Source organism: Streptomyces sp. NPDC090499 (assembly GCF_044769305.1).
Classification (GTDB): domain Bacteria; phylum Actinomycetota; class Actinomycetes; order Streptomycetales; family Streptomycetaceae; genus Streptomyces.
This window is the reverse complement of record NZ_JBIVXP010000025.1, coordinates 102290-118599: the sequence shown is the minus strand read 5'-3', so window position 1 is coordinate 118599 and position 16310 is coordinate 102290. Positions and strand designations below refer to the sequence as shown.

Here is a 16310-nt window from a genome sequence, read left to right as displayed (position 1 = left end):
ACACGGCAGGGCAGACAAGAAGCACCTCGGCGCACGCCACGACATTTACCACGCCCCCGGCGCGCACCGAAGGTGCGCTGGGTCGCTGACCTGCGCATTCATCCCCGCCGTGGAGTTATCCACAGGTCCGCCACGAGTCTCGCCGAACCGGCTACGGTTTTTTTCACGGCGAGCGCACCCGGCGCGAGCCACTCCACGGGGGAGAACGGCCATGTCCGGCACCACCCTTGTCCACAACCGCCCGCTCACCTGCACACCGAGCCGCGCCGCCCGCGAACTGGGCCTCAGGCGGGGCGAGTTCGACCTCGCGGTACACCTCGGACGGATCCGCACCGTGCCCGACGAGGGAGGCGGTGGAGGCCGCCGCGTCCCACGGACCGAGATCGACCGGCTCCGGGGCCGGTCCGAATCCCTCAGCGAGAGCGTGCGAATCGTGGGGACGGCCGAGGCCGCGGCCGTGATGGGGATCCCCGCGGGCAGGTTCACCCGCGTCGCGAAGCTCGGCCTGGTGACGCCGGTGAAGTGGTACCCGAATCGCTACCGAGCCGTGGTCTGGCTCTACCTGGCGGAGGAGCTGCGGCGGTTCGCGGCCGACGAGGCGAACACGCGGCTGCTCACCGGCCGTACGCCCGCGGAACTGAGCGACCGGCTGCGGGCCGGTGCGGACCAGCGGGCGCGGAACTGGCGCGGACGCCACTGCGGCTTCCTGCTCAGGCAGGCGGACGGACCGTGGGAGCGGGCCGGGGTGGTGGCCGGCTTTCTGGCCTCCGGCCAGATCGACGAGGTGCTCACCGACCCGCACGAGCGCGCCCGCGTGACGGCCCTGCGGCCGGCCCCGCCCGCCCACGGCGCACCGGGTTCGCCGGCGGCACAGCTCGCCGAGGAGCTCATGACGGCGGCAGACCCGGACGAGATCGACTGGTTCAGGCACGACCTGGCCCGGGAAGCGGCGCAGGCCCGCGCACACCGGCCGGTACCCCGTCCCACCGCACCGTCCCGGTCGCCTGCGCCCGGCCGGCCCGCACTCGCCCGAGGCCTGCGCGGGTGGCTGCTGCGCAGAAACCCGAGGCCCGCCCACTGACCACCCCACCGACCGGCGGCCCGGACCGCATCGGTGCCGGAATCCGTGCCCGTGCCGGAATCCGTGCCCGTGCCGGCACCCGTGCCCGTGCCGGCACCCGCACCCATGCCCGTGTCGGCATCCGCGTCCGCTAGAGCGCGCGGAACAGCCCCTCCTGGACGACCGACACCAGCAGCCGCCCTTCGAGGTCGTAGACGCGCCCGCGGGCCAGGCCGAGGCCGCCCGTGGCGATGGGGGACTCCTGCTCGTACAGGAACCACTCGTCGGCGCGGAACGGCCGGTGGAACCACATGGCGTGGTCCAGCGAGGCGATGTCGAAGTTCCGCGGCCCCCACAGCGGTTCGACGGGGACCCGGACGGCGTCCAGGAGCGTCATGTCGCTGGCGTAGGTCAGTGCGCAGGTGTGCACCAGCGGATCGTCGCCCAGCGGACCGACCGCGCGCATCCACACGGCACTGCGCGGCTCGGCGCCGGTTATCTCCTCGGGGTGCCAGCGCAGCCGGTCGACGTAACGGATGTCGAAGGGCTGGCGGCGCGCCATCCGCTCCAGCTGCTCGGGCAGCTCTCCCAGGTGCTTGCGGATCTCCTCCGCGAGCGTCGGCAGCGACTCCGGGTGCGGCACCTCGCGCAACTGCGGCAGCTGGTGCTCGAAAGCTCCCACCTCAGGCTTGTGGAAGGAGGCGGTCAGATTGAAGATCGTGCGGCCCTGCTGCACGGCGGTGACCCGGCGCGTCGTGAACGACCGTCCGTCCCGGACCCGTTCCACCTGGTACACGATCGGCACGCCCGGCCGGCCAGGGCGCAGGAAGTACGCGTGCAGCGAGTGCACCGGACGGTCGCCCTCCACGGTGCGGCTGGCGGCGACCAGCGCCTGGCCTGCCACCTGGCCGCCGAAGACCCGCTGGAGGGATTCCTGGGGGCTGCGGCCACGGAAGATGTTGACCTCGATCTGCTCCAGGTCGAGCAGGTCGACCAGTCTCTCGGCCGGGTTGGTCATCGGTTGGGTTCTCCTGTGCTGGGACGTGTGCGCGGGCCTGCGATCGAACTTGTGCTCGACCCTGTTCGGGGGCTCTCGCTCAGAGCTGGCCGACCTCGGTGACGCGGACGACCGCGCGGCCCTCGGCGTCGGAGGCCGTCAGGTCGATCTCCGCGCTGATGCCCCAGTCGTGGTCGTCGTTCGGGTCGTCGAAGATCTGGCGGACCCGCCACAGCGCGTTCTGCGGTTCCTCCTGGATCACGAGCAGCTTGGGACCGCGGGCGTCGGGGCCGGTGCCCAGGTCCTCGTACTCGTCCCAGTACCTGTCCATCGCCTCGCCCCAGGCCTCGGCGTCCCAGCCGGAGTCCGCGTCCATCTCGCCCAGTTCGTCGACCTTGTCGAGGGCGGCGAGCTCCACCCGCCGGAACATCGCGTTGCGCACCAGCACCCGGAAGGCGCGCGCGTTGGCGGTGACCGGCTTGACCTCGTCGGCCTTCTCCTGGGCCTCCTCGGCGGTCATCTCCTCCGGGTTGGCGAGCTGCTCCCACTCGTCCAGCAGGCTGGAGTCGACCTGGCGGACCATCTCGCCCAGCCACTCGATCAGGTCCTGCAGGTCCTCGGACTTCAGGTCGTCCGGGATGTTGTGGTCGAGGGCCTTGTAGGCGCTCGCGAGGTAGCGGAGCACGATGCCCTCGGTCCGGGCCAGTTCGTAGACCGACACCAACTCGGTGAAGGTCAGCGCCCGTTCGTACATGTCCCGGATGACCGACTTCGGCGACAGCGGATGGTCGCCGACCCAGGGGTGGCTCTTGCGGTACGTGTTGTACGCGTGGAAGAGCAGCTCTTCCAGGGGCTTGGGGTAGGTGACGTCCTGGAGGCGCTCCATGCGCTCCTCGTACTCGATGCCGTCCGCCTTCATGGCGGCCACGGCCTCGCCCTTCGCCTTGTTCATCTGGGCGGCCAGGATCTGGCGCGGGTCGTCCAGGGTGGACTCGACCACGGACACCATGTCGAGGGCGTAGGACGGCGATTCGGGGTCGAGGAGTTCGAACGCGGCCAGGGCGAAGGTCGACAGCGGCTGGTTGAGCGCGAAGTCCTGCTGCAGATCGACCGTGAGACGGACGATGCGGCCGGTGGCGTCGGGCTCGTCGAGCTTCTCGACGATGCCGCCGTCGAGCAGCGAGCGGTAGATGGCGATCGCCCGGCGGATGTGCCGCAGCTGCTGCTTGCGCGGCTCGTGGTTGTCCTCCAGCAGATGGCGCATCGCGTCGAAGGCGTTGCCCGGCCGGGCGATCACCGACAGCAGCATCGTGTGCGTCACCCGGAACCGCGACGTCAGCGGCTCCGGCTCGGACGCGATCAGTTTCTCGAAGGTGGTCTCCGTCCAGCCGACGAAGCCCTCCGGCGCCTTCTTGCGCACCACCTTGCGCCGCTTCTTCGGGTCGTCGCCCGCCTTCGCCAGCGCCTTCTCGTTCTCGATGACGTGCTCGGGCGCCTGCGCGACCACAAGACCGGCCGTGTCGAAACCGGCCCGGCCCGCGCGGCCGGCGATCTGGTGGAACTCACGGGCGCGCAGGGTGCGCACCCGGTTGCCGTCGTACTTGGTGAGGGCGGTGAACAGCACCGTGCGGATGGGCACGTTGACGCCCACGCCCAGGGTGTCGGTGCCGCAGATGACCTTCAGCAGACCGGCCTGGGCGAGCTTCTCCACCAGGCGCCGGTACTTGGGGAGCATGCCCGCGTGGTGCACGCCGATGCCGTGCCGGACGTACCGGGAGAGGTTCTGGCCGAACTTGGTGGTGAAGCGGAAGTTGCCGATCAGCGCGGCGATCTGCTCCTTCTCCTCCTTCGAGGACATGTTGATGCTCATCAGCGCCTGCGCCCGCTCCACCGCCTGCGCCTGCGTGAAGTGCACGATGTACACCGGCGCCTGCCTGCTCTCCAGGAGCTCGGTGAGCGTCTCGGTCATCGGGGTGAACTGGTACTCGTAGGAGAGCGGCACCGGGCGGGTCGCCGAGCGGACCACCGCGGTGGGGCGGCCGGTGCGGCGGGTGAGGTCCTTCTCGAAGAAGGAGACGTCGCCGAGGGTGGCCGACATGAGGATGAACTGCGCCTGGGGCAGTTCGAGGAGCGGGATCTGCCAGGCCCAGCCGCGGTCGCCCTCGGCGTAGAAGTGGAACTCGTCCATGACGACCTGGCCGACGTCCGCCCGCTTGCCGTCGCGCAGCGCGATGGAGGCGAGGACCTCGGCGGTGCAGCAGATGACGGGCGCGTCGGAGTTCACGGAGGCGTCGCCGGTGAGCATGCCGACGTTCTCGGTGCCGAAGAGCTTGCACAGCTCGAAGAACTTCTCGGACACGAGCGCCTTGATCGGCGCCGTGTAGAAGGTGACCTCGTCCCGGGCCAGCGCGGCGAAGTGCGCGCCCGCGGCGATCATGCTCTTGCCGGAGCCGGTCGGCGTCGACACGATCACGTTCGCCCCGGAGACCGCCTCGATCAGCGCCTCCTCCTGATGGGGGTAGAGCGTGAGACCGCGCTCCTGCGCCCAGGCCTCGAAGGCTTCGTACAGGGCGTCGGGGTCGGCGGTCGGCGGCAGCTGATCGATGAGGGTCACGCCCCCATCTTGCCTGGCCCACCCGCCCAGGGGGGAATCGGCTTCGAGCACGAAGATCATGGCCGCTACGCTGTGTCGCCGACGGAGCGTCATCGCACCCGGTCAACTGGACAGCGGCATACGAGGAATGGGGCGGGCAACGGCCATGATGGGACCAGCACACTCACTGTCGGGGGCCGCCGCCTGGCTCGGCGTAGGAGCCGCAGCGGCGGCGACCGGGCATACGATGCCCTGGCCGGTGCTGCTGGTGGGGGCGCTGATCTGCGCCGGCGCCGCGCTCGCCCCGGACCTCGACCACAAGGCGGCGACCATCTCGCGGGCCTTCGGACCGCTGTCGCGCTGGGTCTGCGAGATCGTCGACAAGCTGTCCTACGCCGTCTACAAGGCGACCAGGATGGCCGGCGACCCGCGCCGCAACGGCGGGCACCGGACGCTGACGCACACCTGGGTGTGGGCGGCGCTGATCGGTGGCGGCTGCTCGGCGGCGGCGATCCTCGGCGGCCGCTGGGCGGTGCTGGCGATCCTCTTCGCGCACATGGTGCTCGCGATCGAGGGCCTGCTGTGGCGGGCGGCGCGCGGCTCCAGCAGCGACATCCTGGTGTGGCTGCTGGCGGCGACCAGCGCCTGGATCCTGGCGGAGATCCTGGACAAGCCGGGCAACGGCTCGGACTGGCTGTTCACCCAGCCCGGCCAGGAGTACCTGTGGCTGGGGCTGCCGGTGGTGCTGGGGGCACTGGTGCACGACATCGGGGACGCGCTGACCGTCTCCGGCTGCCCGATCCTGTGGCCCATCCCGATCGGCCGCAAGCGCTGGTACCCGCTGGGCCCGCCGAAGGTGATGCGGTTCCGCGCGGGCAGCTGGGTCGAGCTGAAGGTGCTCATGCCGGTGTTCATGGTGCTGGGCGGCATAGGCTGCGCGGCCGCTCTCAACGTGATCTGACCCGTGGCCCGGCCGACGCCGGGCCCGGTGTGCCCCGAGGGTCAGCCCGTCGTCCCGGAGCCGCCCCCGTAGCGGCGCTCGAACGCGGCGACGCGGCCCTCGGTGTCCACCGTCCGGGCCTTCCCGGTGTAGAAGGGGTGGCTCTCGGACGAGATCTCCACGTCGACCACCGGGTAGGTCTCGCCGTCGTCCCACTCGATGGTCTGGTCGCTGGTCGCGGTGGACCGGGTCAGGAAGGCGTATCCGGCGGCGCGGTCGCGGAAGACCACGGGGTGGTAGTCGGGGTGCTTGTCCTGCTGCATGGCGGCTCCTCGAAGGACGGGGCGGGCGGGCAGGGGCGGGCGGGGTCAGCCGTAGGCGGTGTCCTCGTCGACGATGTGCATCGCGGCCTCCTCCGCGGAGGCCCCGGCGCCGTCGATGCCGATGTCGGTCGCGACGAGGCCGTTCTCGTCGTCCTCGTGCGCCCCCTCGTTCGGGGCCACGAGCCGGCCGGAGCGCAGGTCGCCCACCTCGTTGTCCAGGAGTTCGCCGTCGCTGCCCTGGCAGTCGCCGATGCCGTCGCCGTCGGGGACGGGCGGGTCGGGCAGCTCCTCGGCGAGCCGCTGCTCCAGGGTCTCGCCCCGGTGGCGCTCCGCCGCGGTCACCCCGGTGTGCTCCACCGCCCACGGCCGCTCGGGCGGGGACCAGCCGCGGTCCAGGGGATCGCTGACGCCGTCGGACTCCAGCGTGTCCTCCACGTCGAGCAGCCCCGTGTCCTCACGGATCTCGGATCCGTCGGGCTGGTAGACGTCGTCCCCCCATCCGTCGGCGGTGGTCACGGCTACCTCCAGGGAGTGAGGACGCGGTCCGTACGGCGGGCCGCCGGCATCCCGGTCAGGGGGCGCGTGCGCCGAGAACCGGACGGTTCCCGGCCGGCCCCCGAACCGGTGCCGCTCTCCACCCTTCCACCCCTGCTCGCACCCGCGCAACGGCACGCAGGCACTGCGGGCGCAACCAGCGGATTCGGACCGCTCGTCCAGGGACGGCGCGCAGGCCCGTGCGGGGCGTGCATATGAGCCGTCACACCATGTGATGTGTGTATTAGCGTGCCCGGCAACGGACACGTGATCGGAGCCGCCCCCGTATGACCCCCGAAGAACCCCGGCACCTGCTCGTGCACGCCCGGGGCAAGCCGTCGCCGCTGTACGAGCCGGAGGACTCCCGGGCCGCCCCGGACGACGCCGAGGCCTTCACCCGCGACGTCCCGCTCGACGACGACCGGCTGGCCCTGCCCGCGGAGTTGGCGGACGCCCTGCGCTCCTGGACACTGTCCCGGCCCACAGAGGGCTTCGCCTCCCGTCCCGGCCTGCGCCGGCACGCCGCACAGGGGCTCGCGCTCGCCCGGCGGCTGGCCCGGCACCTGGGCCCGTCGTGGGCGGTCCGGTACCGGGACGAGGCCCGCCGCTCGGCGAAGTGGCTGTGCTGGGGCTGCGACCGCCTCCACTGGGAACGCGACAGCCACGGCACGCCGCCGCACCCGCTCGACATCACGGTCGAGGGGGAGTTCAAGTACGGTCCGCTGCGTTCCGACGGGTTCGGGGACTTCTTCCCCGACGACCCGGCCGCGGCGCTGGACCTGTCCGAGGGCCTCGTCGCCGATCTGTACACGTGGGCGAAGAACATCGACGACACCCTGAACCTGTACCTGCGGGACCGGGAGGACGGCAGGTACGACGGCCGGTGGCAAGAGCTCTTCCACACCGGTGAGGCACTGGCGCAACGCCTCGCCCACGAGCTGGGACCGTCCAGGACGGTGACCTACAAGGGTCTGGCCAACGGCGGCCTGTCCGCCATCACGTGGGTCGGCTGGCGGGGTGACCAGCGGCTGTAGGCGGAGGCCGTCGGGTACCCGACGGCCTCCGCCGGGTACATATCCGCCGGGACCACGAGGGGAAGGGCGGACGCATGAGGCGGGTGCTGCGACCGGGCGCCCGGTGCCCCCGGCTGCGTTTCGACGGCTGGATCGCGGGCCTCGGCACCGCCTCCGGCACCCGTGTCGTGCTCGGCCACTGGCCCCGGTCGCCGTTCGGCCCGTTCAGCGACGTGATGCTGGAACGGGAGGACGGGGAGCGGCTGCTGCTGGCTCCGACCCGGCGGACGGCCGAGTTCGTCAGCGGCACCTACCGCTTTGACGCGGTACACGTCGTAGCGGTCGACGTCGCCGTCCGCGCGGACACCTGGACCGTCACGGCCGGACCGCTCCGGCTGCGCTTCACCACCGGGCGCCGCACGCTCCTCGGCCACCTGCTGCGCGCCGTCCCCGGCCCGCTCGCCGGCCGCCCGGCCTGGTCCGCGATCACCGACGTGGCCGCCCGCGTGCTGCTGCCCGGGGTACGCACCCGCGGCACCGCGGGCAACGGCCGCAGGGAGTGGTACGGCGCGCGGGATCTGCTCGCGATCCGTGCACTGTCGGGCTCCTACGACGGTGCGGACCTGGGCGCGCTCGCCCCCGTCGCACCTCCCGTGCGGTTCGGGTTCGGCTCGGTCCCGTGCCGCCCCGCCCTCACCCGGGTCACCACGACGGTCGAGGTCGAGCGCTCCCTTCCGCGCGCCGGGGCGTCCGGGGCGGCGGCGCTCGGCGGGCCGCCCCGGTCACACGGTGCGGTCCGGGAGGACCTCTCCGGCCCGTCGTAGTGCCTCCTGGTGGCCGAAGAGCCCGGGGAGTCCTCCGGTGTGGACGAAGACGGTGCGGTCACCCGGGCGGATGTCCCCCTCGCGTACGGCCGCGACGAGACCGGCCATGGCCCGCCCGGTGTAGACGGGATCCAGGACGAGCCCCTCGGTCCGGGCGGCGAGCAGGACCGCCTCCGTCACCGGCTCGGTGAGGCGGGAGTAGCCGGCCCCGACCTGGTCGAGCCGCAGCCGTGGCCGCCGAGGGGCGGGGGAGGGCGCGTACAGCTCCGTCAGCAGCAGGTCGAGCGTGTGTCCCGGATCCGCCACGGCCCCGCAGTGCACGCCCAGGACGCGGTCCTCGCCCAGGGCACGCACCAGCCCGGCCATCGTGCCACCGCTGCCCAGCGCGACCACGGCGGTGGCCAGGTCGGGAGCCTGCGCGAGGAGCTCGTGCCCGCCGTCGACGTAACCGAGGGCCCCGACGGGACTCGATCCGCCGAAGGGGATGAGCGCCGGAGCCGCGTTCCGCTCGCGCAGTTCCGCGACGACACGGTCGAGGACGGCGGCGAGTCCGGCCCCGTCCACCGCGCCGGCCCACACGATCCGTGCGCCGAGGAGGGCGTCGAGCGCCAGGTTGCCCGCGGCCGTGCCGGTGGGCTCGCCCGCGAGGACGAGCACCACGTCCATGCCGAGCCGGGCTCCGGCCGCCGCGGTGAGGCGGGCGTGGTTGCTCTGCGGGGCCCCGCTGGTGACCAGGGTCCGCGCACCCTCGGCGAGGGCCTGTCCGCAGGTCCACTCGAGCTTGCGCACCTTGTTTCCGCCGCCGCCGAGCCCGATCAGGTCGTCCCGTTTGATCCACAGGTCGTCCGGCCCCAGTCCCAGCGCCCGTGCCAGCCGGGGTGCGGGTTCGAGCGGTGTCGGCCAGGAGGCCAGGGTGACCTTGCGGTGCTCCTCGCGTGACGTGCCCATGCGACAACCCCTTCGTCTCCGTGCCCGCGTGCCGGTCCCGGTGCACCCCATGATCGCGCCGGGGAGTGCCGCGGCCGGCATCGGCATAGGCACGGGTATCGGCCTTGCGTCACCGTGCCCGGGGCGCCCCGTGGACCCGTCACCCGTGCCACGACCGCCACAGCGCGGCGTAGGCGCCATCGGCAGCCACCAGCGTGTCGTGGCTGCCGAGTTCGCTGATCCGGCCGTTCTCGACCACGGCGATGACGTCCGCGTCGTGGGCGGTGTGCAGCCGGTGCGCGATGGCGACCACCGTGCGGCCGTCCAGGACCCGGGCCAGGGACCGCTCCAGGTGGCGGGCCGCGCGCGGATCCAGGAGCGAGGTCGCCTCGTCCAGGACCAGCGTGTGCGGGTCGGCCAGCACCAGCCGGGCCAGCGCGATCTGCTGCGCCTGCGCCGGGGTCAGGCCGAGCCCGCCGGAGCCGACCTCGGTGTCCAGGCCCTCCTCCAGGGCCCGTGCCCAGCCGTCCGCGTCGACCGCCCCGAGCGCCGCCCACAGCTCGGCGTCCGCCGCGTCGGTCCGGGCGAGCAGCAGGTTGTCGCGCAGCGAGCCCACGAAGACGTGGTGCTCCTGGTTGACGAGGGCGACGTGGGAACGGACCCGCTCGGCCGTCATCCGGGAGAGTTCCGCGCCGCCCAGGGTGATCCGGCCGTCCCGGGGCGCGTAGATCCCGGCGAGCAGCCGGCCGAGCGTCGACTTGCCCGCGCCGGAGGGGCCGACCAGGGCCAGCCGGGTGCCGGGCGCCACCTCCAGGGAGACCTGGTGCAGCACGTCGACGCCCTGGAGGTAGCCGAAGCGGACCTCGTCCGCGTGCACCTCCCGGCCGGCCGGCGCCAGCGCCGCGTCCCCGGCGTCCGGCTCGATGTCCCGGACGCCGACCAGCCGGGCCAGCGACACCTGGGCGACCTGGACCTCGTCGTACCAGCGCAGGATCAGGTTCACCGGATCGACGAGCATCTGGGCGATGAGCGCGCCCGTGGTGAGCTGGCCGACGTCGATCCAGCCCTTCAGGACGAAGACGCCGCCGATCATCAGCACCGAGCCGAGGATCGTGATGTGGGTGGCGTTGACGGCCGGGAACAGCACCGACCGCAGCCACAGGGTGTAGCGCTCCCACGCCGTCCACTCCTTGACCCGGCGCTCGGACAGGGCGATGCGGCGGGCGGCGAGCCGGTGCGCCTCGATGGTGTGCCCGGCGTCCACGGACTCCGCGAGGGCGGCGGCCACGGACGCGTACCCGGCGGCCTCGGAGCGGTAGCCGGAGGGCGCCCGCCGGAAGTACCAGCGGCAGACGACCACCAGGAGCGGCAGGGCGAGCAGCACGGTGGCGGCCAGCGGGGGAGCCGTGACCGTGAGCCCGCCGATCAGCAGCACGACCCAGACCACGCCGATCGACAGCTGCGGCACCGCCTCCCGCATGGCGTTGGCGAGCCGGTCGATGTCCGTGGTGATCCGGGACAGCAGGTCGCCCGTGCCCGCCCGCTCCAGGACGCCCGGCGGCAGCCCGACCGACCGGACCAGGAAGTCCTCGCGCAGATCGGCCAGCATCCGCTCGCCGAGCACGGCACCCCGCAGCCGCACCTCCCGCACGAAGACGGACTGCACGGCGAGCGCGAGCACGAACAGGCCGATGGTCAGGCCCAGATGGAGTTCGCGGGCGCCGTCGGAGACCCGCTCGACGAGCCCGCCCAGCAGGTAGGGGCCGGCCATGGAGGCGACCACGGCCACCGTGTTGACCGCGATCAGGAGGACGAAGGCCCGGCGGTGCCGGCGGAACAGTTCGGCCACGTAGGCCCGTACGGTCGCGGTGGCGCCGACGGGCAGGGTGGTGGCCGTCGTCGGGGCTGCCGGGTCGTACGCCGGCGGTGCGACGCCGATCATGCGCTCTCCTCGATCTCTTCCAGCGCCCTGCGGCCTCGCAGCGCGCCTCCGCTCTCGTCCGCCCTGCCTCGCGGCGCGGCTTCGGCCTCGCCTGTCCTGCCGCGCAGCGCGGATGCGTTCTCCTCGGGTGCCGCGCCCCGCAGCGCGGCCTCCTCGTCCGTCTCACGTGTCACCACCGCCCGGTACCGCCGCTCGGTGCGCACCAGTTCGCGGTGCACGCCGACCGCGGCGACCTCGCCCTCGTGGACGAGGACCACCCGGTCGGCCCGGTCGAGGAGCAGCGGCGACGAGGTGAACACGACGGTCGTGCGGCCGGACCGCAGCGCGCGGACGCCCTCCGCGATCCGGGCCTCGGTGTGCGAGTCGACCGCGGAGGTCGGTTCGTCGAGGACGAGCACCCCGGGGTCGGTGATCAGAGACCGGGCCAGCGCGAGCCGCTGGCGCTGCCCGCCGGACAGCGACCGGCCCCGCTCGGTGATCCGGGTGTCCAGCGGGTCGGCGACGTCCAGCGAGCCCTGGACCAGGGCCTCCAGGACGTCGTCGCACTGGGCGGCGGCCAGCGCGTCACGGGCCCGCACGGCCCCGGAGGCCGGTACGTCGAGCAGCTCGCGCAGCGAACCGGACAGCAGTACCGGGTCCTTGTCCTGGACGAGCACCGCGGTGCGGGCGGCCTCCAGGGACAGTTCGTCGAGCGGTACGCCGCCGAGCAGCACCGAGGTGCCGGCGTCGGCGGGGTGGCCGCCGAGCCGTTCGGCGAGGCGTCCGGCCGCGTCGGGGTCGCCGCAGACCACGGCGGTCAGCCGGCCCGCGGGTGCGAGCAGGCCGGTGGCCGGGTCGTACAGGTCGCCCTCCGGCACCGTGTCCGCATGCGAACCGCCGGTGTCCGTGGCCCGCTCCAGGGAGAGCACCCGGGCCGCCCGTTTCGCCGAGGGGCGGGAGAACGAGTAGGCCATGGCGATCTCGGTGAAGTGCTGCAACGGGTAGTTGAGGATCATGACCGCGCTGTAGACGGTGACCAGTTCGCCGACGGTGACGCGGCCCTGCCGGGCCAGGTGGACGCCGTGCCAGACGACCGCGATCAGCAGCAGTCCGGGCAGCAGCACCTGGATCGCGGAGATCAGCGACCACATCCGGGCGCTGCGCACGGCGGCGTGCCGTACCTCCTGGGAGGCGCGGCGGTAGCGGTCGAGGAAGAGGTCCTCGCCGCCGATGCCGCGCAGCACCCGCAGTCCCGCGACGGTGTCGGAGGCCAGCTCGGTGGCCCGGCCGGCCTTGGCGCGCTGGAGGTCGGCGCGCCGGGTGGCCCGGGGCAGCAGCGGCAGCACGGACAGCGCGACCAGCGGCAGCCCGGCGGCGACGACCCAGCCGAGGGCCGGCTGGTAGAGGACCAGGGAGACGCCGACCACGACGACCGTCAGCGCGGCGGCGGTGAACCGGGAGACCGCCTCGACGAACCAGCCGATCTTCTCGACGTCGCCGGTGGAGACGGCCACCACCTCACCGGCCGCCACCCGCCGGGTCAGCGCGGACCCCAGCAGGGCGGCCTTGCGGGCGAGCAGTTGCTGGACCCGGGCGGCCGCGGTGATCCAGTTGGTGACGGCGGCCCGGTGCAGGAAGGTGTCGCCGACGGCGATCGCCGTGCCGCACAGCACCAGCAGACCACCCGTCAGGGCCAGCCGGGTGCCGGAGCGGTCGACCACGGCCTGGACGGCGAGGCCCACGCAGAATGGGAGCGCGGAGACGGACACGAAGTGCAGCAGCCCCCAGGCCAGTGCCTTGAGCTGACCGCCCAGCTGGTTCCGCCCCAGCCACCACAGGAACCGGGGGCCCGAACGCGCGTCCGGCACGCCTGGATCGGAATACGGAAGATCTTGAATCTGCATGGCGTCCCAGCGGTTCGGGTCGGGGGAGGTGGCGACAAGCCGTGAAAGGTTCGCGTCGGAGCGTCGTCGAAATCAAACGGTTTTCCGCGCCGACGGTCGAAATCCGCTGCCTTCAGGCCAGGGCTTGCCGTCCCGAACGCGCTGAATGACATGAAATTCAATTAATTGACCGGTATGTGATGCCAGGATGACCGGGTGCAGATCAAGAGTGTCCGGCGGACGACCGTCGTGGCGGCGGTGATCGGGGCCTTCCTGGTGACCCTGAGCGCCTGCGAGGTGGCACCGGGCGGTGGTTCGAAGAACGGCCTGCCGGGGCCGCACGCCAGAGCACCGAGAGATCCGAGAGTCCCGAGAGTCCCGAGAGTCCCGAAGGCCTCAGGAGTCCTGCCGGCCCCGCGGGCAGCTGCGGCGGGCCCGGACTGGCGGCAGCCGGACGGGTCCGTGCCCGTCGGGGATCCGGGCCGGCTGCCGGGAGTCGGCGGGTTGCTGCGGGCGGCGATCCCCGCGGACACCCGCCAGGTCGTCGCCGTGTACGGCGAGGGCGCGGACTCGGCCGACTCCACGGTCGTGCTGTACACCCGGGAGGACCGCGGCTGGCAACCGGCCGGCAGCTGGCCCGCCCACAACGGGCGGTCCGGCTGGACCACCGACCACCACGCGGGTGACGGACGCAGCCCGGTCGGCGTGTTCACCGTCACCGACGCCGGCGGTGTGCTCCCCGACCCGGGCACCCGGCTCTCCTACGCCCAGGGCCGGGACCTCTACGCACCCCCGCACTACTGGAGCCCGGCGTACCGGCACGACTTCGACTACGTCATCGCCATCGACTACAACCGCCTGCGGGGCACCCCGCCGCACGACACCACCCGCCCCCTGGGCGCCGCCCGGGGCGGCGCCATCTGGCTGCACCTCGACCACGGCAGCGGCACCTCGGCCTGCATCGGCCTGCCCAGGGAGGCCATGGAGTACCTGCTGCGCACCCTCGACCCGGCCCGTGACCCCGTCGTGGTGATGGGGGACAGGCCGAGTCTGCTGTCCTGAGCGGGGCCGGTGAGGTCCGCGGTCCGGCGGCGGTCACCGGCCGTCCGGGACGGCCTCGCTCCCGGCCGGGCCCGCCGTGCCGTCGGCGTGCGAGTCCAGCACGTCCACGTCGTCCGCCCGGACGTAGGCCAGCCGGTGACCGAACTGGATCTCGTAGTACCGCTCCTGACCCACCACCACGGGCTGGGGCGTGGCGGAGATGGTGGACCGTTCGACGTAGGAGCCGCCCAGGTCGGACTGCGTCACGTACCGCTGGCCCGCCCGCAGGCTGTACGGCAGCGGAGCCTCGTCCTCCTCCTCCATCCCGTCCGGGTAGGCCTCCTCCTCCGGGAGGGCCCGCCCGAACACCGGGATCTCGTCCAGGCCCTCCTTCGGCGTCACCATGCGGCCGCTCGCACCGACGGCCGTCGGGTGCACCGCGGGATTCCTGAACCACGCCTTGTTGCCCTGGTACCAGATCGCCGTCCACTCGCCCCTGCGGTCGGCCACGGCGAAGGTCTGGCCGGTGGAGGCCCGCGATCCCAGGTCGCTCACGTCCTCCGTGGACGGGTCGCCGTCCGGCCTGCGGCCCGGGTCCTGGATCAGCGGAGCGTTCTCGTCCGGCCGGGTGTACAGGCGCACGGCGCTGGAGCCGTGCGGCAGGCACCGCTTGCCGTCGCCCTCGCACCCCGTGTACCGCGGTTTGTGGGTGGCGTAGTCCGGCAGGATCATCACCATGGGGCTGTCCGGTCCGGCGGTGGCCTTCAGCGGTGCGCCGAGGAGGTCGAAGTAGTGCCGCCAGTCCCAGAACGGCCCGGGGTCCTCGTGCATGTCGGGGATGCTGTCACCGGTCGGGGACGGCACGTTGTCGTGGCCGAAGATGTGCTGCCGGTCCATCGGGACGTCGTACTTCTTGGCCAGGTAGCGCACCAGCCGGGCCGAGGACCGGTACATCTGCTCCGTGTACCAGGTCCCGGGGTGGGCGAGGAAACCCTCGTGCTCGATGCCGATCGAGCGGGCGTTCACGAACTGGCTGCCGGAGTGCCAGGCCTCGTCCTTGGTCCTGACGTGCTGGGTGATGTGGCCGTCGCTGGAGCGGATCGAGTAGTGCCAGGACGCCTCGGTCGGGTCCTGCACGGTCTTGAACATGTTCGGCAGCGTCGACTCGGTGTCATGGATGACGATGTACTCGATCCGCTGGTCCCGGGGCCGGTCGGCGAGGTCGTGGTTGCCGTAGTCGCCGTCCTCGTCGATCTCCTCGTAGGGCGCGGCGAGCCAGTCGCACGCCAGGTCGGCCGGGCACTCGACCTCCTTCGGCCGCTTGGGGGCCTGCGGGCCGGGGTGCGGACTGACGCCGGGGGTGGCGGGGAGGGTGACCTCCTGTCCCTCGGCGGTGGTGCGGTGCGCGCCCCGGCGGATCAGACCGAAGACGTCGTTGGCGTACGTCCTCGCCGACGTGATGTCACGGGTACCGGGGAAACGTTCCACCGCCTGCCACCAGTCGTCCGGGTCGGCGCTGAGCGGCTTTCCGAGACGCCGTTGGGCGGCGGCCAGCAGCGCCGCGCCGCCGCGTACGTTGGCGACGGCGTCCGTCCGCAGCTGTTTGGCGGGGACCTTGATCAGCCGCGCGGCGCGTTCCAGGTCGGCGGGGCGCACGGCGTGGCCGCCCGCGGCGGACGCCGTGCCGGTGAGCGGGTCGGCCCGGCCGCCGTCCGCCGCCGGCGCGCCCGGTGCGGGTGACCGGTCCGGGGTGCGGGCAAGGGTGCCGTCCACCAGGTGCATCGGGCCGTAGCCCCCGGCGATGCTCGGGGCGCCGGGGTGGGTGTCCCAGCGCGACTGCATGTAGGACACGCCCATCAGCACGCTGCGCGGTACGTGGAATTCCCTTGCGGCGTCGGTGAAGGCGTGTTGCAGACGCTGGTCCTCCGAGTCGTCGGTGCCGGACACCGGGAGGATCAGCAGCGGTGGCAGCAGCGCGGCCGTCGCGATCAGGCAGGCCGTCAGGGTGCACGTCCGGAGGGCGCTGGGCCCGCGTGGAGCGTCAGTTCTTCTCATACCAGAGGGTCTCCAACCGCTTGCTGAGGGTCTCCAAGCACGCTCGTCGCAACCAGGGCAAGGGGGTTGCCCTTCACGTCACCCCTCGTACGTTTCCGTGCCCGGCGCGACCCGGCGCGCCGAGCGTCGACCGGGTGGCCCAGCGCTCCGGCAGAGGCCACCCGGTCGGCGGGCAACGGCCCGGCGGCCACGGCCGGCC

At 72.8% G+C, this 16310-nt stretch carries 13 protein-coding genes; 5 read left to right on the top strand and 8 right to left on the bottom strand.

Annotated elements, in window-relative coordinates; all coding sequences use genetic code 11:
* The first annotated feature begins 211 nt into the window (after positions 1-211).
* Positions 212-1081 carry a DUF6397 family protein gene (locus tag ACIQVL_RS46450; protein ID WP_403478593.1) on the top strand — a complete coding sequence of 290 codons (870 nt, stop codon included), beginning with the start codon at positions 212-214 and terminating at the stop codon, positions 1079-1081.
* A 130-nt stretch (positions 1082-1211) separates the two neighbouring features.
* Here the strand turns inward: ACIQVL_RS46450 and ACIQVL_RS46445 are convergent, their stop codons facing one another.
* Together ACIQVL_RS46445 and ACIQVL_RS46440 are read right to left on the bottom strand one after the other, a co-directional pair.
* The gene (locus ACIQVL_RS46445; RefSeq protein ID WP_403478592.1) at positions 1212-2078 is read right to left on the bottom strand and encodes an acyl-CoA thioesterase; all 867 of its coding nucleotides are present in this window, start codon (positions 2076-2078) and stop codon (positions 1212-1214) included.
* A gap of 79 nt (positions 2079-2157) precedes the next feature.
* Positions 2158-4671 carry a DEAD/DEAH box helicase gene (locus ACIQVL_RS46440; RefSeq protein ID WP_403478591.1) on the bottom strand — a complete coding sequence of 838 codons (2514 nt, stop codon included), beginning with the start codon at positions 4669-4671 and terminating at the stop codon, positions 2158-2160.
* 145 nt (positions 4672-4816) lie between these two features.
* On the opposite strand from ACIQVL_RS46440, the gene ACIQVL_RS46435 reads away from it, so the two are divergent.
* Positions 4817-5611 carry a metal-dependent hydrolase gene (locus ACIQVL_RS46435; protein ID WP_403478590.1) on the top strand — a complete coding sequence of 265 codons (795 nt, stop codon included), beginning with the start codon at positions 4817-4819 and terminating at the stop codon, positions 5609-5611.
* A 41-nt stretch (positions 5612-5652) separates the two neighbouring features.
* On the opposite strand, the gene ACIQVL_RS46430 is transcribed toward ACIQVL_RS46435, so the two are convergent.
* Positions 5653-5913, bottom strand: coding sequence for a type B 50S ribosomal protein L31 (locus tag ACIQVL_RS46430; protein ID WP_403436058.1), 261 nt, complete (start codon positions 5911-5913; stop codon positions 5653-5655).
* A 45-nt stretch (positions 5914-5958) separates the two neighbouring features.
* Positions 5959-6429: a DUF5709 domain-containing protein gene (locus ACIQVL_RS46425; RefSeq protein WP_403436061.1), complete on the bottom strand. Its 471-nt coding sequence runs from the start codon at positions 6427-6429 to the stop codon at positions 5959-5961.
* Positions 6430-6734: 305 nt separating this feature from the next.
* On the opposite strand from ACIQVL_RS46425, the gene ACIQVL_RS46420 reads away from it, so the two are divergent.
* Positions 6735-7481 (top strand): hypothetical protein, encoded by a 747-nt coding sequence (locus tag ACIQVL_RS46420; protein WP_403478589.1) that lies wholly within the window; start codon positions 6735-6737, stop codon positions 7479-7481.
* 74 nt (positions 7482-7555) lie between these two features.
* On the top strand, positions 7556-8284 hold the full coding sequence (locus ACIQVL_RS46415) for a hypothetical protein (RefSeq protein ID WP_403478588.1): 729 nt from the start codon (positions 7556-7558) through the stop codon (positions 8282-8284).
* Here the strand turns inward: ACIQVL_RS46415 and ACIQVL_RS46410 are convergent.
* The 3 genes from ACIQVL_RS46410 to ACIQVL_RS46400 all read right to left on the bottom strand — a co-directional run bounded on the left by ACIQVL_RS46410 (position 8243) and on the right by ACIQVL_RS46400 (position 13036).
* Entirely contained in the window at positions 8243-9232 is a 990-nt protein-coding gene (locus ACIQVL_RS46410) for a D-cysteine desulfhydrase family protein (protein WP_403436069.1), read from the bottom strand. The two genes, ACIQVL_RS46415 and ACIQVL_RS46410, sit on opposite strands and share 42 nt — an antisense overlap.
* Before the next feature lie 139 nt (positions 9233-9371).
* Positions 9372-11153, bottom strand: a complete 1782-nt coding sequence (locus tag ACIQVL_RS46405; protein WP_403478587.1) for an ABC transporter ATP-binding protein — start codon at positions 11151-11153, stop codon at positions 9372-9374.
* Positions 11150-13036: an ABC transporter ATP-binding protein gene (locus ACIQVL_RS46400; protein WP_403478586.1), complete on the bottom strand. Its 1887-nt coding sequence runs from the start codon at positions 13034-13036 to the stop codon at positions 11150-11152. The genes ACIQVL_RS46405 and ACIQVL_RS46400 overlap by 4 nt, the downstream gene beginning before the upstream one ends.
* A gap of 195 nt (positions 13037-13231) precedes the next feature.
* Here ACIQVL_RS46400 and ACIQVL_RS46395 point away from each other — a divergent pair, with 195 nt between their 5' ends.
* On the top strand, positions 13232-14077 hold the full coding sequence (locus ACIQVL_RS46395; protein WP_403478585.1) for a L,D-transpeptidase family protein: 846 nt from the start codon (positions 13232-13234) through the stop codon (positions 14075-14077).
* A gap of 33 nt (positions 14078-14110) precedes the next feature.
* Here ACIQVL_RS46395 and ACIQVL_RS46390 read toward each other — a convergent pair whose 3' ends face one another.
* Positions 14111-16111 (bottom strand): N-acetylmuramoyl-L-alanine amidase, encoded by a 2001-nt coding sequence (locus tag ACIQVL_RS46390; RefSeq protein WP_403478584.1) that lies wholly within the window; start codon positions 16109-16111, stop codon positions 14111-14113.
* Positions 16112-16310 lie beyond the last annotated feature (199 nt).